The sequence below is a fragment of the Pseudomonas helmanticensis genome (genome assembly GCF_900182985.1).
Lineage (GTDB): Bacteria > Pseudomonadota > Gammaproteobacteria > Pseudomonadales > Pseudomonadaceae > Aquipseudomonas > Aquipseudomonas helmanticensis.
Map to the genome: position 1 here is coordinate 2671663 of NZ_FXUY01000001.1, position 17870 is coordinate 2689532.

General features: G+C 59.3%; 16 protein-coding genes. 8 read left to right on the forward strand and 8 right to left on the reverse strand.

Going from position 1 to position 17870, the window contains the following annotated elements:
- Positions 1 to 43: 43 nt before the first annotated feature.
- The 3 genes from QOL84_RS11835 to QOL84_RS11845 all read right to left on the reverse strand — a co-directional run bounded on the left by QOL84_RS11835 (position 44) and on the right by QOL84_RS11845 (position 2368).
- Positions 44 to 901 (reverse strand): carboxylate/amino acid/amine transporter, encoded by an 858-nt coding sequence (locus tag QOL84_RS11835; protein ID WP_283437304.1) that lies wholly within the window; start codon positions 899 to 901, stop codon positions 44 to 46.
- A 321-nt stretch (positions 902 to 1222) separates the two neighbouring features.
- Positions 1223 to 1822 carry an FMN-dependent NADH-azoreductase gene (locus QOL84_RS11840; RefSeq protein WP_283437305.1) on the reverse strand — a complete coding sequence of 200 codons (600 nt, stop codon included), beginning with the start codon at positions 1820 to 1822 and terminating at the stop codon, positions 1223 to 1225.
- A 231-nt stretch (positions 1823 to 2053) separates the two neighbouring features.
- The gene (locus QOL84_RS11845; RefSeq protein WP_283437306.1) at positions 2054 to 2368 is read right to left on the reverse strand and encodes a 3-phosphoglycerate kinase; all 315 of its coding nucleotides are present in this window, start codon (positions 2366 to 2368) and stop codon (positions 2054 to 2056) included.
- 49 nt (positions 2369 to 2417) lie between these two features.
- On the opposite strand from QOL84_RS11845, the gene QOL84_RS11850 reads away from it, so the two are divergent.
- From QOL84_RS11850 to QOL84_RS11880, 7 genes are all read left to right on the forward strand, one after another.
- Positions 2418 to 3341 (forward strand): PA3225 family LysR-type transcriptional regulator, encoded by a 924-nt coding sequence (locus tag QOL84_RS11850; RefSeq protein ID WP_129390612.1) that lies wholly within the window; start codon positions 2418 to 2420, stop codon positions 3339 to 3341.
- Positions 3342 to 3355: 14 nt separating this feature from the next.
- A complete protein-coding gene (locus QOL84_RS11855) occupies positions 3356 to 4159 on the forward strand; it encodes an alpha/beta fold hydrolase (protein WP_283437307.1) in 804 nt (267 codons plus the stop codon).
- 3 nt (positions 4160 to 4162) lie between these two features.
- On the forward strand, positions 4163 to 4726 hold the full coding sequence (locus QOL84_RS11860; RefSeq protein WP_283437308.1) for a peptidylprolyl isomerase: 564 nt from the start codon (positions 4163 to 4165) through the stop codon (positions 4724 to 4726).
- An 88-nt stretch (positions 4727 to 4814) separates the two neighbouring features.
- Positions 4815 to 6647 (forward strand): ABC transporter ATP-binding protein, encoded by a 1833-nt coding sequence (locus tag QOL84_RS11865; protein ID WP_283437309.1) that lies wholly within the window; start codon positions 4815 to 4817, stop codon positions 6645 to 6647.
- A gap of 278 nt (positions 6648 to 6925) precedes the next feature.
- Positions 6926 to 7621 carry an aquaporin Z gene (aqpZ, locus tag QOL84_RS11870; protein WP_129390601.1) on the forward strand — a complete coding sequence of 232 codons (696 nt, stop codon included), beginning with the start codon at positions 6926 to 6928 and terminating at the stop codon, positions 7619 to 7621.
- A gap of 190 nt (positions 7622 to 7811) precedes the next feature.
- Positions 7812 to 8081: a hypothetical protein gene (locus tag QOL84_RS11875; protein WP_283437310.1), complete on the forward strand. Its 270-nt coding sequence runs from the start codon at positions 7812 to 7814 to the stop codon at positions 8079 to 8081.
- Between the two features lie 5 nt (positions 8082 to 8086).
- Entirely contained in the window at positions 8087 to 8425 is a 339-nt protein-coding gene (locus tag QOL84_RS11880; protein ID WP_283437311.1) for a hypothetical protein, read from the forward strand.
- 95 nt (positions 8426 to 8520) lie between these two features.
- Here the strand turns inward: QOL84_RS11880 and QOL84_RS11885 are convergent, their stop codons facing one another.
- Complete coding sequence (locus tag QOL84_RS11885; protein WP_283437312.1) at positions 8521 to 9645, reverse strand: GNAT family N-acetyltransferase; 1125 nt, start codon at positions 9643 to 9645, stop codon at positions 8521 to 8523.
- A gap of 282 nt (positions 9646 to 9927) precedes the next feature.
- On the opposite strand from QOL84_RS11885, the gene QOL84_RS11890 reads away from it, so the two are divergent.
- Complete coding sequence (locus tag QOL84_RS11890; RefSeq protein WP_129390589.1) at positions 9928 to 11259, forward strand: putative porin; 1332 nt, start codon at positions 9928 to 9930, stop codon at positions 11257 to 11259.
- Between the two features lie 159 nt (positions 11260 to 11418).
- Here the strand turns inward: QOL84_RS11890 and QOL84_RS11895 are convergent, their stop codons facing one another.
- The 4 genes from QOL84_RS11895 to hrpA all read right to left on the reverse strand — a co-directional run bounded on the left by QOL84_RS11895 (position 11419) and on the right by hrpA (position 17729).
- A complete protein-coding gene (locus tag QOL84_RS11895; protein WP_129390586.1) occupies positions 11419 to 11658 on the reverse strand; it encodes an anti-sigma factor family protein in 240 nt (79 codons plus the stop codon).
- The gene (locus tag QOL84_RS11900) at positions 11652 to 12266 is read right to left on the reverse strand and encodes an RNA polymerase sigma factor (RefSeq protein WP_283437313.1); all 615 of its coding nucleotides are present in this window, start codon (positions 12264 to 12266) and stop codon (positions 11652 to 11654) included. Before QOL84_RS11900 ends, QOL84_RS11895 begins: the two co-directional genes overlap by 7 nt.
- Before the next feature lie 95 nt (positions 12267 to 12361).
- Positions 12362 to 13483, reverse strand: a complete 1122-nt coding sequence (locus QOL84_RS11905) for a beta-ketoacyl-ACP synthase III (RefSeq protein WP_283437314.1) — start codon at positions 13481 to 13483, stop codon at positions 12362 to 12364.
- A gap of 334 nt (positions 13484 to 13817) precedes the next feature.
- Positions 13818 to 17729, reverse strand: a complete 3912-nt coding sequence (hrpA, locus tag QOL84_RS11910; RefSeq protein WP_283437315.1) for an ATP-dependent RNA helicase HrpA — start codon at positions 17727 to 17729, stop codon at positions 13818 to 13820.
- Positions 17730 to 17870: the final 141 nt, after the last annotated feature.

Consider the following 17870-nt stretch of genomic DNA (forward strand, 5'->3'; position numbering starts at 1 on the left):
TTAAAGATCAAAAGATCGCAGCCTGCGGCAGCTCCTACAGGGGTTATGCGGTGCGTCTGATGCCGAGGCGGCTGATCCACACGGCGGCGAGGATGACGCTACCGCCGAGGAACAACCGCCCCAGCTCCTCATGCTGATTCCAGATCAGCAAATTCAGCAGCAAACCCACCGGCACATGCAAATTGTTCATCACCGCCAGCGTACCGCCGTTGACCATGCACGCACCCTTGTTCCACCAGTACATGCCCAGCGCGGTCGAGACCAGGCCGAGGAACAGCAGCACGCCCCATTGCAGCGGTGCTTCCGGCAGGAAGTTGGCTTTGCCGAACATCAGGAAAGCCGGTAATACCACCGCCAGCGCACCGAGGTAGAAGAAGCCAAAACGCCGGTAATGCGGCAAATCACTCGGATGCTTCGCCACCAGATGTTTGTACATCACCTGCCCGGCGGCGTAGGTGAAGTTGGCCAGTTGCAGCAGCAGGAAACCCATGAAGAAGTCCGGGTTGATGCTGTCAAAGCGAATCACCGCCGCACCCCCCACCGCCACCAGTGCGGCAACCAGCGCCCACGGGTTGAAGCGGCGGTTCAAGGCATCTTCGATCAACGTCACGTGCAGCGGCGTGAGGATGGTGAACAGCAACACCTCAGGCACCGTCAGCACGCGGAAGCTCAGGTACAGGCAGACGTAGGTCACGCCGAACTGCAAGGCGCCGATCATCAGCATGCCGCGCATGAACGACGGTTCGACCGAGCGCCAGCGCGTCAGCGGAATGAACACCAGCCCGGCCAGCACGACACGCACCAGCACCGCGAAGTAACTGTCGACATGACCAGCGAGGTATTCGCCGATCAGGCTGAAGGAAAACGCCTGGATCAGCGTGACAAAAAGTAGATAGCCCATGCTCGCCCCTAATTCGAATGGCGGCGACGATAGCGGGTTTTCGATTCCGCAACCAACAAAAATCCCCGTGTAGGAGCTGCCGAAGGCTGCGATCTTTTGATGTCGATTTTAAAAACCAGGATCAAAAGATCGCAGCCTGCGGCAGCTCCTACAGGGGATCGGAGAATCGTGGGCAAAAAAAAGCCCGATCTCGCTAATGCGTTCAATCGGGCTACAGCACTCAGGAGCAAAAAGTGCAAAGGGAGGTTCGATGCGCGTAGAGCCTTGAAGGGGTTGCGCCAGGTCACTTAAACAATCGGCGATTATCTGGCGATTAACATATCAAGCGACCTGGGACAGCTTGGCGTTGGCCTGGTTGAGGCCTTTCTCCTGGAAATCACCGCCGAGGTTCATGCCTTCGGCGTGAATGAACGTCACGTCGTGGATGCCGATGAAGCCCATTACCTGACGCAGGTACGGTTCCTGATGATCTGCCGGGCCGCCGGCGTAGATGCCGCCGCGAGCCGTCAACACGTAGGCACGCTTGCCACTGAGCAGGCCTTGCGGGCCGGTTTCGGTGTACTTGAAGGTCACGCCGGCACGCAGCACGTGGTCGAGCCAGGCTTTGAGGGTGCTCGGGATGGCGAAGTTGTACATCGGCGCGGCCATCACCAGCACGTCGGCAGCCACCAGCTCATCGGTCAGTTCGTTGGAGCGATCCAGCGACGCTTGTTCGCTGGCGTTGCGTTGCTCGGCAGCTTTCATCCAGCCGCCCAACAGGTCGCTGTCCAGGTGTGGCACCGGATTGACGGCGAGGTCACGCACAGTGATCTGATCGGCCGGGTGCGCGGCTTTCCACTGACGGATGAAGGTCTGGGTCAGTTGACGGGATACCGAGTCTTGCTGGCGGGCGCTGCTTTCGATGATCAGAACGCGGGACATGTTGTGTAGCCTCCATCCGAGAATGTTGTAGGTCGATGGAGTGAAGGTTAAACAGAGTCGAATCGATGAAAAAGCGCAAATAATTGCTATAACACATCGATAAATTCGTTTATAAGCTGACACATACCCTTGTAGGAGTGAGCCTGCTCGCGATAGCGGCGTGTCAGCCAACATTAATTCATCTGATAGACCGCTATCGCGAGCAGGCTCACTCCTACAGGGGGTCGACTGTTATTTCGGGATGCAGGTCAGTTCGATGCGCAGCTTGATGATGGTGCGGGTGAACTTGGCCGTGGCGTTCTTGTGTTTGCCTGCCGGTACATCGATGTTGCGTATACGCGGTGCTTCCGGGCCGTTGCTGAATTTCGCTTTGCACGTCGCATCGACATCACCGTAGTTGGCCACCCGGATCGAGCCGATGTCGTTATCCGTGTCGTAGGTTTCGTAGTCGATTTTCATGCCGTTGAGATTTTTCTGCACATCGATCGGGTACGCAAAAGCAGTCAGCGGAAGCAGCGCCAGCACCACACAACAGAATTTTTTCATTCGGCAGTCTCCATGAGGGACGGCCAGCTTAGGACAAGAGGAGCTATTGATGAAAGCGCCCCGCGTGACCCTTGATCAATGGCGAACATTGCAGGCCGTGGTCGACCATGGTGGTTTTGCCCAGGCCGCCGAGGCCCTGCACCGTTCGCAATCGTCGGTGAGCTACACCGTCGCCCGCATGCAGGACCAGCTCGGCGTGCCGTTGCTGCGCATCGACGGGCGCAAAGCGGTGCTCACTGAAGCGGGCGGCGTGTTGCTGCGCCGCTCGCGGCAACTGGTGAAACAGGCCAGCCAACTGGAAGACCTCGCCCACCATATGGAACAAGGCTGGGAAGCCGAGGTGCGCCTGGTGGTCGATGCCGCGTATCCAAGCGCGCGGATCGTGCGCGCACTGACCGCGTTCATGCCGCAGAGTCGTGGTTGCCGCGTGCGTCTGCGTGAGGAAGTGTTGTCGGGCGTGGAAGAAGTGCTGCTCGAAGGCGTGGCCGATCTGGCGATCACCGGCCTGAGCATTCCCGGTTACCTCGGGGCGGAATTGAGCGACGTCGAGTTTGTCGCCGTGGCGCACCCCGATCACCCGTTGCACCGGCTCAACCGTGAGCTGAGTTTTCAGGATCTGGAAACCCAGATGCAGGTGGTGATCCGTGATTCCGGCCGCCAACAGCCACGAGACGTCGGCTGGCTCGGCGCCGAACAGCGCTGGACCGTAGGCAGCCTCGCCACCGCCGCCACATTTGTCAGCAGCGGCCTGGGTTTTGCTTGGCTGCCACGGCACATGATCGAACGCGAATTGAAGGAAGGTTCGCTCAAGCTGCTACCGTTGGATCAGGGCGGCAGCCGCAACCCGAGTTTCTATCTGTATTCGAACAAGGACAAACCCCTGGGCCCGGCCACGCAAATCCTCATCGAACTGCTGCGCACCTTCGATACCCTGCCGCTGGATGCGCCGTACGCCGCCCCTGAACAAGCCTGACACGGAGTTCACCGATGGCCTATTTCGAGCACGAAGGTTGCAACCTGCACTACGAGGAATATGGCCACGGCACGCCGTTGCTGCTGGTGCACGGGCTCGGCTCGAGCACACTGGACTGGGAAATGCAGATCCCGGCACTGGCCGCGCATTACCGGGTGATCGTCCCGGATGTGCGTGGCCATGGGCGCTCGGACAAACCCCGCGAGCGCTACAGCATCGCCGGATTCAGCGCGGATTTGTTCGCGCTGATCGAACACCTCAAGCTTGGCCCGGTGCATTACGTCGGGCTGTCGATGGGCGGCATGATCGGCTTCCAGTTCGCAGTCGATCAACCGCAATGGCTCAAGAGTCTGACCATCGTCAACAGTGCGCCTGAAGTCAAAATCCGCAGCCGCGACGATTATTGGCAATGGTTCAAGCGCTGGAGCCTGATGCGCGTGCTCAGCCTCGCGACCATCGGCAAAGCCCTCGGCGGCAAACTTTTTCCGAAACCGGAACAGGCCGATTTGCGGCAGAAAATGTCCGAACGCTGGGCAAGAAACGACAAACGTGCTTATCTCGCCAGCTTCGATGCGATTGTTGGCTGGGGGGTTCAGGAACGACTTTCCCGAGTGACCTGTCCAACCCTCATCGTCAGTGCCGACCGTGACTACACCCCCGTCGCACTGAAAGAAACCTATGTAAAACTGCTGCCCGATGCGCGGCTGGTGGTGATCGCCGACTCGCGCCACGCCACCCCGCTCGACCAACCCGAACGCTTCAATCAAACGCTGCTGGAGTTCCTCGCCACAGCCGAAAATCAATCTCAGGATCACTGACCCATGCTGAAAAAACTCGCCCTCGCCGCTGGTACCGTGCTGTTTGCCGCCAACCTGATGGCTGCCACGCCAGCCAAAGCACCGCACGTGCTGCTGGACACCACCAACGGCCAGATCGAAATCGAACTGGACCCGGTCAAGGCACCGATCAGTACCAAGAACTTCCTTGAGTACGTCGACAGCGGTTTCTACACCAACACCATCTTCCACCGCGTGATCCCGGGCTTCATGGTTCAGGGCGGCGGCTTCACCCAACAAATGCAACAGAAAGACACCAAGGCCCCGATCAAGAACGAAGCCAGCAATGGCCTGCACAACGTTCGCGGCACCCTGTCGATGGCGCGTACCTCCAACCCGGATTCGGCCACCAGCCAGTTCTTCATCAACGTGGCTGACAACGCTTTCCTCGATCCGGGTCGCGACGCTGGTTACGCGGTGTTCGCCAAAGTGGTCAAGGGCATGGATGTCGTAGACATCATCGTCAATTCGCAAACCACCACCAAAAGCGGCATGCAAAACGTGCCTGTCGACCCTGTGATCATCAAGTCGGCCAAGCGCATCGACTGAGTACTGCAGGGCATATCGAGCGGCGCCGGCCTGATCCCGCGCCGCTCACACTGATAAAAGGAGAGCCCGTACTCCGGGTGGTTATCTGATGCTCTATCGCCGTTTCGAACAACTGATCGACATATTCCGCGACGCTCCGACAGCGTCCCCTCCAGACCGGGTCTGGCCTTTCTATGTTTATTACCTCAAGCAAGTCTGGCCAAGTTTCGCCGCCCTGCTCGTCGTAGGCCTGTTCGCCGCGCTGATCGAAGTGGCGCTGTTCAGCTACCTGAGCCGCATCATCGACCTGGCCCAAGGCACCCCCAACCCGAATTTCTTCAGCGACCACGCCCTCGAATTGACGTGGATGGTGGTGGTTGCGCTGGTGCTGCGACCGATCTTCTTCGGCCTGCACGACCTGCTGGTGCATCAGACGCTGAGCCCGGGCATGACCAGCATGATTCGCTGGCAGAACCACAGCTACGTGCTCAAGCAGAGTCTGAATTTCTTTCAGAACGACTTCGCCGGGCGTATCGCCCAACGCATCATGCAGACCGGAAACTCGTTGCGTGACTCGGCGGTGCAAGCGGTGGATGCGCTTTGGCACGTGGTGATCTATGCCATCAGCTCGCTGGTGTTGTTCGCCGAGGCCGACTGGCGCCTGATGATCCCACTGCTGACGTGGATCGCCGCCTACATCGGCGCGCTTTACTACTTCGTGCCACGGGTCAAGGATCGCTCGGTGGAAGCCTCCGACGCGCGCTCGAAACTGATGGGCCGCATCGTCGACGGCTACACCAACATCGCCACGCTGAAACTGTTCGCCCACACCAATTTCGAACAGCACTACGCCAAGGAAGCCATCGAGGAGCAGACGGTCAAAGCGCAGATGGCCGGCCGCGTCGTCACCAGCATGGACGTGGCAATTACCACCATGAACGGTTTGCTGATCGTCGGCACCACGGCGCTGGCGCTATGGTTGTGGACGCAGTCGCTGATCACCGTCGGCGCGATTGCTCTGGCCACCGGCCTGGTGATTCGCATCGTCAACATGTCCGGCTGGATCATGTGGGTGGTCACCGGCATCTTCGAAAACATCGGCATGGTGCAGGACGGTTTGCAGACCATCGCGCAACCGGTCAGCGTCACCGATCGTGAAGGCGCCAAACCGCTGGAAGTGGCCAGAGGCGAAGTGCGTTTCGAGCACGTGGATTTTCACTACGGCAAGAAGCGTGGGATCATCGGCGACCTCAATCTGAACATCAAACCGGGGGAAAAGATCGGTTTGATCGGGCCGTCCGGCGCCGGTAAGTCGACCCTGGTCAATCTGCTGCTGCGCCTGTACGACGTCGAGGGCGGACGCATCCTGATCGACGGGCAGAACATTGCCGAAGTCGGTCAGGAGAGCCTGCGCGCGCGGATCGGCATGATCACCCAGGACACTTCGTTGCTGCACCGTTCGATCCGCGACAACTTGTTGTATGGCAAACCGGATGCGACTGATGCGCAGCTGTGGGATGCGGTGCACAAGGCTCGCGCCGATGAGTTCATTCCGCTCCTGTCGGATGCCGAAGGACGCACCGGGTTCGACGCGCATGTCGGCGAGCGCGGCGTGAAGCTGTCGGGCGGCCAGCGCCAGCGCATCGCTATCGCGCGGGTACTGCTCAAGGACGCGCCAATCCTGATCATGGACGAAGCGACCTCGGCGCTGGATTCGGAGGTCGAAGCGGCCATTCAGGAAAGCCTGGAAACCCTGATGCAAGGCAAAACCGTGATCGCGATTGCGCACCGGCTCTCGACCATTGCGCGCATGGATCGGCTGGTTGTGCTGGAAAACGGCAAGATCGCCGAGAGCGGCAGCCACGCCGAACTGCTCGCCCATGGTGGTCTGTATTCGCGACTGTGGGCGCACCAGACCGGCGGGTTCGTCGGGATCGATTGACCCCTCCAAGATCGTTCCCACGCTCTGCGTGGGAATGCAGCCGTGACGCTCCGCGTCACTGGACGCGGAGCGGCCCCTGAGGCGTTCCCACGCAGAGCGTGGGAACGATCACCGCCACAGCCCGCCAACCACGGGCGCTGGCGGTTTTTTTACGGGCGCTGGAAATCCGTAAAAACCCTGCTGTACTCAGCCAAGGTTCCGGAACGGAGCCTGTCGTAAGTCTGCAAGGACGCACAACTCGATGCAGTCTCGATAGCACGCCTATCAAGGACTCTCTCATGTCTCTGTTCAAACGTTCAGTTACTGAGTTGTTGGGTACGTTCTGGCTGGTTTTGGGTGGCTGTGGCAGTGCGGTGATCGCCGCGTCTTCGCCATTGGGAATCGGGGTGCTGGGGGTGGCCCTGGCGTTTGGCCTGACGGTGTTGACCATGGCATTCGCCATCGGCCACATCAGCGGCTGTCACCTCAACCCGGCCGTCTCGGTCGGTCTGTTCGTCGGTGGTCGCTTTCCGGCCAAGGAGTTGCCTGCCTACATCATTGCCCAAGTTCTCGGGGCGATTCTCGCGGCAGCGCTGATCGCCCACATCGCCAGCGGCAAGGAGGGTTTCGATATCGCTGCCGGCCTCGCCTCCAACGGTTATGGCGAGCACTCGCCGGGCAAATATTCGATGGCGGCGGGGTTCGTCACCGAGTTGGTGATGACCGCCATGTTCGTCATCATCATCCTCGGTGCCACCGACAAACGCGCGCCTCCAGGGCTGGCACCTATCGCCATCGGGCTGGGATTGACGCTGATTCACCTGATCTCGATTCCCGTCACCAATACCTCGGTCAACCCGGCGCGCAGCACCGGACCGGCGCTGATGGTTGGCGGCTGGGCGCTTGCGCAACTGTGGATGTTCTGGGTCGCACCATTGCTGGGTGCAGTCGTCGGCGGCGGGATTTATCGATGGCTGGGTGAGGAAAAAAACTGATTATCGCGCAACTAAAGAGGCCGCATTACTGCAACTAACAATGCGGCCTTTCAATGTTACCCATAGCGCAAAAAAAATATCCTGAAACAGCGAAAACGCTGACAGAAAGCTCTAGGCGTATTACCTTTAATCGCGCAAACCGAAGCAACTTCCTCAACACCTAAAACCCAACTCTCTCAAGGATTGAGACATGAACATTTTTATCAACAGCATTATTGCTATTGCACTGACTACCGGCCTGATGCAAAGCCACGCTGTTGCCGGTGATAACGGCACTAATGTTTACCGCTGCATGCAATACAGCGAAGACTTCAAAATGCACATCTGGAAACTTAAAGCTTTCCAAAGTAACGCCCCTACCGCCGAAGCGTTCATGGAGACCGAGTCCGCCAAGGCACTGGACTTGAGGAAATGCAAGGTTTGGGTATTTGAAGATAACGGCACCCACTGGGAGTGGTAAGTAAAATGAAGTATTCCAAAAGTCTCATCACCGCGGCACTGATCATTGCAACTTATTCGGGCTTTGCTTCGGCCATGCTCGCACCAACCGTTAATAGTGATTCGCCGATACAGTTCAACATGGGCGAAGCACTATCCGAAGTTCGCCCCGAACTAAATTGTTCTGCCAACGCTAACATGGGGAAAATCCAATGTGACCGCCCAGAGTTCGTATATACCTGTCAGGTCGCAAAAAAACCAAATCTGATGATTTATTATTATTCTTCGATCACCACTCTTGGGGATTTCAACAAGGTATCCTCGCAGAAAGGGTTAGCCAATTGCGTAGCGGGTGCAAGCTGGTAACCGAGTGTATTTATAGTTGAACAAGCAAGGCCCGAGCAAATCGTCGGGCCTTGCTGTCAGCAGCTATTTTGCGGTGTCGCGCGCGACGTCAGTGCTTAACCCTGTTTGTAAGGAAGTGCCGCAACGGCCTCCTGCGCATACGCCAGTACACCCGCACGCTCCTGGTGCAGGAAGTCTTTGACCGCAGCTTTCAATCCCGGATGACGCAGATAGTGCCAGGAATGCGTGATCACCGGTTCAAACCCGCGAATCAGTTTGTGCTCACCCTGAGCACCCGCGTCGAAGCGCTGAAAGCCGTGGGCAATCGCATAGTCCATGCCCTGATAGAAACAGGTTTCAAAGTGCAGCCGGTCGAACTCGGCCAGACAGCCCCAATAACGCCCGTAGAAACTGCCGCCACCGACCAGACTGAACGCCATCGCCACCGGCCGTGAGCCGTGCCTGGCCAGCACCACGCGGATCGATTCCGGCATACGTTCGGCGAGCAAACTGAAAAACTCCCGCGTCAGATAAGGCGTTTGCCGGCGCACCGCATAGGTGTTGGCGTAGCAGGCGTAGACAAAATCCCACTGCGCCTCGTCCAGTTCGCGCCCCTCCAGCCATTCAAACTCGAAGCCCTGCCCTGCCACCTGCTCGCGTTCCTTGCGCATCTGTTTGCGCTTGCGCGAACTGAGCACATCGAGAAAATCCTGAAAGTCGCGATAACCACGATTCTGCCAGTGGTACTGACAGCCGATGCGTTGCAACCAGCCCGGTTGCTCGGCCATCGCAGCATCGGTGAACGGGTCGGTAAAATTGATGTGCGCGCTGGAAAGCCCTTCGATTTCCAGATACCCCGGCAGGCTCTTGAGCAGTTCGAAACCATCCTCGACGCTGGCCGCCAACAGCCGTGGACCGCTGACCGGGCTGAAGGGCACGGCGGTCAGGAGTTTGGGGTAGTAATCGATACCGGCACGGGCGCAGGCATCGGCCCAGCCATGATCGAACACGTACTCGCCGTAGGAATGCCACTTGCGATAGCTGGGTAACGCGGCAATCAGTCGATCGCCTTCGATGTGCAGCAAATGTTCCGCTTGCCAACCGGTGTGGGGGCCAACACTTGCGCTGTCCTCCAGCGCGCTGAGAAACGCATGACGCAGGAACGGCTGGTTCTCCGGCACCAGTGCATCCCAACTGGCCGGGGCGATTTCTGACAGATTTTGCAGGCGTTGCAACGGCATCGACGGGCTCTCCACAACAGGACTTCAGCGCTCGGCGAGTATCGCCGATTGCGCTGCATTGCACACCCGCATTCGGGCGACAGCGCTCTAGATCAATAGTTCACGGCCATTTTGCATCGTCATCATCCTGCCATCACTGTGCCACTGCGCTGTCATAAACCATCGCGATACTGGCGCCTGTTTTTAGAGCGCCGGGTTCTACCCGGACACTGTTTTCCGACGTTAAACCGTCGGTTGTGCCCAGGATGGTTCAGCCATCCCCTCTCATCTTCGGAGATTGCTATGCGTCTTGCTTCCACGAAAACTGCGGCGGCCCTGTGCGGTGGCCTGTTGCTGGCCATGAGTGTTCCGGCCAGTGCCGCAGTCGACGCCAAACTGCTCGACATGCTCAAGGCTAACGGTTCCATTTCCCAGGCGCAGTACGTAGAACTGCAAACCGAGCTGGCGAAGGATCAGAAGGAGCAGCAAATCGCGCAGCAGGCGCAGCAAGAGACCAATCAACAAGTCGCGGCCGTCGCGAAGAAGAACGACGAACAAAGCCTTTTCGATCAGAAACTGGCGTGGGCTGCCAAGACCCAGTTCAAGGGTGATGTGCGCTTTCGTGAAGAAACCGTGCACAACGATGGCGTGCCCAACAGCAAAGACCAGGACCGTCAGCGCATCCGCGCACGTCTGGGCGCCTACAGCGAAATCAACCCGCAAGTGGACACCGGCATTCGTGTCGCCACCGGCAGCAGCGACGACGCCCGTTCGACCAACCAGGACCTCAACAACTACTTCGACAAGAAGCAGATCTGGCTCGACCTCGGTTACGTCGACTACCACCCTGACGCGGTCAAGAACCTGCACCTGATCGCCGGTAAAATGGCCCAGCCGTGGGTCAGCATGGGCGACATCATCTGGGACAGCGATATCAACCCGGAAGGTCTGGCGGTCACTTACAAGTATCCGCTGAGCGGCAGCACCGAACTGTTCGGTAGCGCCGGTCACTACACCCTCAAGGACAACGTTGACGGCGAAGGCGTGCAGTTCAAACACGACCTGCGTCTGTACACCGGCCAATTGGGTGCGCGTTTCGCTATCACCGACAGCGTGAAAATGACCTTGGGCGGCAGTATCTATTCCTACGACAACGACAAGGACAGCGCCTGCCCGACTTCGGGCACCGTCACCGCACCTTGCGCGCTGGCCGTCAACGGCAACAGCCCGAACGAAACCTTCAAGCTGTATGAAGGTTTCGGCCAGATCGACTTCGCCAACCTGCCGGTACCTCTGGCGATCTACGGTCAGTACGTGAATAACAGCGACGCCAGCACCGATCAGGACACTGGCTGGCTGGCCGGTGTGAAATCGAAACTGTACGGCTTCAACGTCGACTATAACTACCGCGATGTGCAGCGCAACGCCGTGGTCGGTGCCTTCACCGACTCCGACTTCGCCAACGGCTACACCGGTTCGCGCGGCAGCAAGTTGAAAGTCAGCTATGAGCTGGACAAGAACTTCACGCTCGGCGCGACGTACTTCATGGCGAACTCCGACTACACCAACGCCAGCCTGAAGAAGACCGATTCGGACATCAACACCCTGCAACTGGACGCGGAAGCCAAGTTCTAAGCGTTTTACCCTCATAGCCAGGCGTGGGCGGAACGATCCCCATCATCCGTTCGTTCCCCCCGCGCCACGCTATCCCCCCTGTAGGAGCTGCCGAAGGCTGCGATCTTTTGATCTGTCTTTTTAAAAGCAAGATCAAAAGATCGCAGCCTTCGGCAGCTCCTACAGGGAGTTGTCTTTGCGGCGCTGTTCGGCCAGGCGTTCAGCCAGGGCGTCGACGCCCTCTTGCGGTTTCTCCGGCATGGCCTTCAGCGTGGCCTGCATCAATTTCATCTGACGAATGAAACGTCGGCAATTGGGGCAGAACATCAGGTGATGACGCACCATCAGTTTTTCCCGAAAGCTCAACTGGCCATCGAGATAATCGCTGGAACGCGCCACTTGTTCTTTACACGTCAGCATTCGCCGGTCTCCTCAAAATGCTCCACCGTGGCGAAGACTTTCAGCCGCGCACGATGCAGCAGCACACGGACATTGGAGAGCGAGATCTCCAGAAGATTACAGATCTCTTCCAGCTCCAGACCCTGACGTTCACGCAGCAGCAAAACACTGCTTTGCAGTTCCGACAGGCTGAGCAGCGTGTGCTCCAGACACTCACGCAATTCGCTTTCGGTGAGCAGCGCTTCGGGGGTGTCCTGATGCCAGGCGAACGGGGCGATCAGCCAATGGCCATCGCCGGGGGAAAAGCGGTCGTCGTCAATGCCGCCATGAGGTGACGGCAGATCGTCCATCAAGACTTCACGGCGATTTTGTTTGTAACGGCCTTTGGCGGCGTTGGCGGTAATGGTCAGCAGCCAGGTCTTGAGACTGGAGCGGCCTTCGAAGCTGCCGATATGGCGCACCACAGACAGCCAGGCATCCTGCACCACTTCTTCGACGTGACGTTGCCCGACGATGGCATACGCGACAGCGCGCATGGCGCTCTGGTAGGTGCTGACCAATTCCTTGAAAGCTTTTTGCTCACCGGCCAGCAGGCGTTCGAGCAGTTGTGAGTCGTCCGTTGCGGCCATGCATTACCTCTCTAAAAGCAAAAGATCGCAGCCTGCGGCAGCTCCTACAAAGATCAGTGTAGGAGCTGCCGAAGGTTGCGATCTTTAAGGCGCAATCAGCGTTTGCGCAGGATGACGCTGCCGATCGAGTAGCCGGCACCGAACGAACTCAGCACGGCCAGCGAACCGGCGGCCAGGTCATCCTGATATTTGTGGAACGCAATCACCGAACCGGCGGAGCTGGTATTGGCGTAGGTATCGAGAATCACCGGTGCTTCTTCTTCGGTGGCTTCACGACCGAGCAATTTACGCACGATCAGGTGGTTCATGCTCAGGTTGGCCTGGTGCAGCCAGAAGCGCTTGACGTCGCCGACGTTGAGCTTGTTCTCCTCAAGGTGCGCGCTGATCAGCTCGGCGACCATCGGGCAGACATCCTTGAACACCTTGCGGCCTTCCTGCACGAACAGCTTGTCGCGGGCACCGACGCCCTCTTCTGCCGCGCGGTTGAGGAAACCGAAGTTGTTGCGAATGTTGTTGGAAAACTTGGTCAGCAGTTTGGTGCTGACCACATCGAACTGATGCTCGGAGGTGGCGGTGTCAGCACGCTCGATGATCACCGCAGTCGCGGCGTCGCCGAAGATGAAGTGGCTGTCGCGGTCACGGAAGTTCAGGTGACCGGTGCAGACTTCCGGGTTGACCATCAGGATCGCCCGGGCCTGACCCAGCTGCACGCTGTTGGCGGCGGTCTGAATGCCGAAGGTGGCCGAAGAGCAGGCCACGTTCATGTCGAAACCGAAGCCTTGAATGCCCAGCGCTTCCTGGACTTCGATGGCGATGGCCGGATAGGCGCGTTGCAGGTTGGAGCAGGCAACGATCACGCCGTCGATGTCAGCGGCAGTTTTGCCGGCACGTTGCAGGGCCTGTTCGGCGGCGCCGATGGCCATCTGGCAGAGTACCGACCATTCGTCGTTGGAACGCTCCGGCAGGCGCGGGGCCATGCGTTGCGGGTCGAGGATGCCGTCCTTGTCCATGACAAAACGGCTCTTGATGCCCGAGGCTTTTTCGATGAACGCGGCGCTGGATTCGGTCAGGGCCTGGATTTCGCCGCTGGCGATAGCCTCGGCGTTGTCGGCGTTGAACTGGGCGACATAAGTATTGAAAGACTGCACCAGCTCTTCGTTGGAGATGCTGTTGGCCGGGGTATACAGGCCGGTGCCGCTGATGACGACGTTATGCATGGTCGTTTCTCTAATCTGTTCAGGCAGAAAGTGCTGGAACCGTCGTACCAACACACAAAGGGTCTATTCCCATCCGGGGGACGCAAACCTGGCATCGCTTTATTCCGCTGCGCGACAGGGCCGAAGGCTCTGGGTCGCGAAACCGGCGTTTATGGTCGCGAAGTTTGCCATAAACGCAGGCTTTTGGCCCCTTTCTCAAAATCAACGCGGATGATCGTTCCCACGCTCCTGCGTGGGAATGCAGCCCGTGACGCTCTGCGTCACTGGACGCGGAGCGTCCCCAGAGGCATTCCCACGCAGAGCGTGGGAACGATCATCGTTGTGAGGTGCAGGCTCAGGGTTCTACCTGGCTCCACTGTTTGTTCAGGCGTTTGTCGGAGATCGGCGCTTTGGTGCCCAACTGCTGGGCGAACAGCGACACCCGGTATTCCTCCAGCCACCAGCGGTACAACTCGAGCTGCGGATCGCGCTTGCCTTCCTGCGCATGTTTGGCGGCACGGGCCTGGTATTGCGCCCAGAGGCCAGCGAGTTCGCCGCTCCAGACGCGATCTTTCTGCACCTGCGCACCCAGTTTTTCGAAACGCTGCTCGACCGCCTTCAGGTAACGCGGCAGTTCCTTGAGCCACTGCATCGGCGTCTCGCGAACAAACCCCGGATACACCAGATTGTTGATCTGCTGCTTGATGTCATTCAGCGCCACAGCCTGGGCCAGATCGATCTTGCCCTTGAAGCGCTTTTGCAGCCCGTGCCAGATTTTCAGGATATCCAGCGTCAACCGCGCCACGCGTTCAGCGTGTTCGGTCCAGCTGCCGCGTTTGCGCTCGGCCAATGCCGCCAACCCGGCACCATCACGCGGCAATGGGTCTTCGCCTTCGAGAATGCAGCTGTCGAGGCTGGCCAGCAGAATGTCTTCGACCAGCGCATCGACCCGACCCAACTCGCGATAGAGCAGACCCAATTCGGTCTGCCCCGGTAACTTGCCACGGAGGAACTTGGCCGGCTCGGCGAGTTGCTGCATCAACAACCGCTGCAACGCGCGACGGTGCTGAAACTCGGCTTCGGCCGGCGTTGAGAAGCGCCCTTCCTTGACCGTACCGCCCTCTTCGACCAGTGCCGGATACACCGTCATCGACAGCCCGGCGATCTTCTGCTGAGTCTTTTCCGCGACCGGCGCGAAGACTTTCGCCTCGACCGGCTGCTGGCTTTTCGCACTTTGCGGCACGGCCAACGCGGCCTGACTGGCTTCGGCAAACCGCGCGGTCAGCTCGGCCAGATCGCGTCCTTCACCAAGGAACTTGCCTTGGCCATCGACGATTTCCAGGTTCATCCGCAGATGCCCTTCGACCCCTTGCTCAGCTTCCGCCCACGCTTCATCGCTGACCCGCGCGCCGGTCATGCGCAGCAATTCACGGCCCAGCGCTTGCGGCAACGAACCTTCGGCAAAGGTCATGCGTTGCAAGGCAGCCTTGATGAAGTCCGGCACCGGCACGAAGTTCTTGCGCAGCGCTTTCGGCAGGTTGCGCACGAGGGCGATGCACTTGGCTTCGATCAACCCTGGCACCAACCACTCCAGACGCTCCGGCGGCAGCATCGGCAGCAGCGGCGCCGGCACGCGCAGGGTCACGCCGTCGCGCGGGTGATTGGGTTCGAAGTGATAGGTCAGCGCCAACTCCAGATCGCCGATGTGCAGCGTGTCCGGATAATGCAGCGCGGTGACCTCACTGGCCTCACGGGCCAGCACGTCTTCTTCGCGCATGATCAGCAGTTGCGGGTCTTTCTGGCTGTTGACCCGATACCAGCTGTCGAAGGTCGCGGTCTGGTGAATCTCCGCCGGCAAGCGCGCGTCGTAGAACGCGTATAGGGTTTCTTCGTCGGCAAGAATGTCGCGGCGACGGGCCTTCGCTTCGAGTTCGTCGAGCTGTTCCAGCAGTTGTTTATTGGCGGTGAGGCACTTGGCTCGGGATTGAATCTCGCCGCGCACCAGACCTTCGCGGATGAACAGCTCACGCGAAACCACCGGGTCAACCGGGCCGTAATGCACCGGGCGGCGACCGACCACGATCAGGCCGAACAGGGTGATCTGTTCAAACGCCACGACCTGGCCGCGCTTCTTCTCCCAGTGCGGTTCGAAATGGTTTTTTTTGATCAGGTGCCCGGCCAGCGGTTCGATCCAGTCGGCGTCGATCTTGGCGACCATGCGCGCGTAGAGCTTGGTGGTTTCCACCAGTTCGGCAGTCATCAGCCATTGCGGGCGCTTCTTGCCGATGCCCGACGACGGATGAATCCAGAAACGTCGCTGACGCGCGCCGAGGTAATCACCGTCCTCGGTTTTCTGGCCGATCTGGCTGAGCAGTCCGACCAGCACCGCTTTGTGCAGTTTCGGGTAATCCGCCGGCTCTTTGTTAAGGCTCAGCTGCATGTCGCGGCAGATCAGGCTCAACTGGCGATGGGAATCACGCCATTCGCGTAGACGCAGATAGTTGAGGAAATTCTTCCGGCACCAGTTGCGCAGCGGGCTCGCGGTCAAGGCTTGGCGCTGTTCCTCGAAACCACGCCACAGATTCACCAATCCGGCGAAGTCAGAATCAACGTCTTTCCATTGCGCATGCGCCTGATCGGCCGCTTGTTGACGCTCCGGCGGCCGCTCGCGCGGGTCTTGAATCGACATCGCACTGGCGACGATCAACACTTCCTGCAGGCTGCCGAGCTTGGCCGCTTCAAGCAGCATGCGGCCCATGCGCGGATCGACCGGCAGGCGCGCCAATTGGCGACCGAGCGGCGTTAGCTGACTGTTGCGATCCACCGCCGAGAGTTCTTGCAGGAGGTTGAAACCGTCGCTGATGGCCTTACCGTCCGGCGGCTCGATAAACGGGAACGCGGTGATTTCGCCAAGGCGCAGATGCAGCATCTGCAAAATAACGGCGGCAAGGTTGGTACGCAGAATCTCCGGATCGGTGAATTCCGGGCGCCCGAGGAAATCCTCTTCGCTGTACAAACGAATGCAGATACCCGGTTCGACCCGGCCGCAGCGACCTTTACGCTGGTTGGCGCTGGCCTGGGAAATCGCCTCGATCGGCAAGCGCTGAACCTTGGCGCGATAGCTGTAGCGGCTGATGCGCGCGGTGCCGCTGTCGATCACGTAACGGATGCCCGGCACAGTCAGCGAAGTCTCGGCGACGTTGGTCGCCAGCACCACGCGACGGCCCGGATGCGACTGGAAAATCCGTTGTTGCTCGGCCGGAGAAAGACGCGCGTACAGCGGCAGGATTTCAGTGTGTTTGAGCTGGGCCTTGCGCAGCATGTCGGCGGCGTCGCGAATCTCGCGCTCGCCCGGCAGGAACACCAGCACGTCGCCGGGGCTGCGGCGTTCGCTGCGCTCGTAGGCAGCGATTTCATCGAGGGTGGCGAGAATCGCCTGATCCACCGTCAGGTCATCCTCGACGCGGTTGCCCTCTTCGTCCTGCTCAAGGGTCAGCGGGCGATACCAGGTATCGACCGGGAACGTGCGACCCGACACCTCGACAATTGGTGCATCGTCGAAGTGCTTGGAGAAGCGCTCCAGATCGATGGTCGCCGAGGTGATGATGACTTTCAGATCCGGGCGACGCGGCAGCAGGGTTTTCAGGTAACCGAGCAGGAAATCGATGTTGAGGCTGCGTTCGTGCGCTTCGTCGACGATGATCGTGTCGTAGCGTTCAAGGTGACGGTCATTCTGGGTTTCCGCGAGCAGAATGCCGTCGGTCATCAGTTTGATCAGCGTATTGGAATCGCTTTGATCTTCGAAACGTACCTGATAGCCGACCAGTGACCCGAGCGGTGTGCCGAGTTCTTCGGCAACCCGGCTGGCGACGCTGCGCGCAGCAATTCGACGCGGCTGGGTGTGACCGATCAAACCGTGCTGACCGCGACCGATCTCCAGACAGATTTTCGGCAACTGCGTGGTTTTACCCGAGCCGGTTTCGCCGGCGATGATCAGTACCTGATGCTTTTCCAGCGCCTTTTTGATTTCGTCGCGCTTGGCGGCAATCGGCAAACTGTCGTCGTAACGAATCACTGGCAGGCTGGCGCGGCGGGCCAGCACCTGATCACAGGACGCCTGCATGCGCACGACCCACTGGGCCAGTTTGGCCTCATCGGGTTTCTTGCGCAGCTCAAGCAACTGCCGCCGCAGCCGGTGGCGGTCGGCAAGCATGGCGTGGTCGAGGTTTTTCAGCAGTTTGTCGATGGAGGGCGATTCGTCGGTCATCGGGTACGCAATTCGGTCGTCTATATGTGCAGGGGGCGGATTGTCGCAGATTTGGGGAATTTGTGGCGTGTCAGGGGGATTGCAACCCTCACCCTAGCCCTCTCCCGGAGGGAGAGGGGACCGACCGAGTCAACTTTGCCA

Bases quoted from the DNA above. Each gene is read 5' to 3' on its own strand.
- QOL84_RS11835 (WP_283437304.1), bottom strand. From the start codon at position 901: ATGGGCTATCTACTTTTTGTCACGCTGATCCAGGCGTTTTCCTTCAGC.
- QOL84_RS11840 (WP_283437305.1), bottom strand. From the start codon at position 1,822: ATGTCCCGCGTTCTGATCATCGAAAGCAGCGCCCGCCAGCAAGACTCG.
- QOL84_RS11845 (WP_283437306.1), bottom strand. From the start codon at position 2,368: ATGAAAAAATTCTGTTGTGTGGTGCTGGCGCTGCTTCCGCTGACTGCT.
- QOL84_RS11850 (WP_129390612.1), top strand. From the start codon at position 2,418: ATGAAAGCGCCCCGCGTGACCCTTGATCAATGGCGAACATTGCAGGCC.
- QOL84_RS11855 (WP_283437307.1), top strand. From the start codon at position 3,356: ATGGCCTATTTCGAGCACGAAGGTTGCAACCTGCACTACGAGGAATAT.
- QOL84_RS11860 (WP_283437308.1), top strand. From the start codon at position 4,163: ATGCTGAAAAAACTCGCCCTCGCCGCTGGTACCGTGCTGTTTGCCGCC.
- QOL84_RS11865 (WP_283437309.1), top strand. From the start codon at position 4,815: ATGCTCTATCGCCGTTTCGAACAACTGATCGACATATTCCGCGACGCT.
- aqpZ (WP_129390601.1), top strand. From the start codon at position 6,926: ATGTCTCTGTTCAAACGTTCAGTTACTGAGTTGTTGGGTACGTTCTGG.
- QOL84_RS11875 (WP_283437310.1), top strand. From the start codon at position 7,812: ATGAACATTTTTATCAACAGCATTATTGCTATTGCACTGACTACCGGC.
- QOL84_RS11880 (WP_283437311.1), top strand. From the start codon at position 8,087: ATGAAGTATTCCAAAAGTCTCATCACCGCGGCACTGATCATTGCAACT.
- QOL84_RS11885 (WP_283437312.1), bottom strand. From the start codon at position 9,645: ATGCCGTTGCAACGCCTGCAAAATCTGTCAGAAATCGCCCCGGCCAGT.
- QOL84_RS11890 (WP_129390589.1), top strand. From the start codon at position 9,928: ATGCGTCTTGCTTCCACGAAAACTGCGGCGGCCCTGTGCGGTGGCCTG.
- QOL84_RS11895 (WP_129390586.1), bottom strand. From the start codon at position 11,658: ATGCTGACGTGTAAAGAACAAGTGGCGCGTTCCAGCGATTATCTCGAT.
- QOL84_RS11900 (WP_283437313.1), bottom strand. From the start codon at position 12,266: ATGGCCGCAACGGACGACTCACAACTGCTCGAACGCCTGCTGGCCGGT.
- QOL84_RS11905 (WP_283437314.1), bottom strand. From the start codon at position 13,483: ATGCATAACGTCGTCATCAGCGGCACCGGCCTGTATACCCCGGCCAAC.
- hrpA (WP_283437315.1), bottom strand. From the start codon at position 17,729: ATGACCGACGAATCGCCCTCCATCGACAAACTGCTGAAAAACCTCGAC.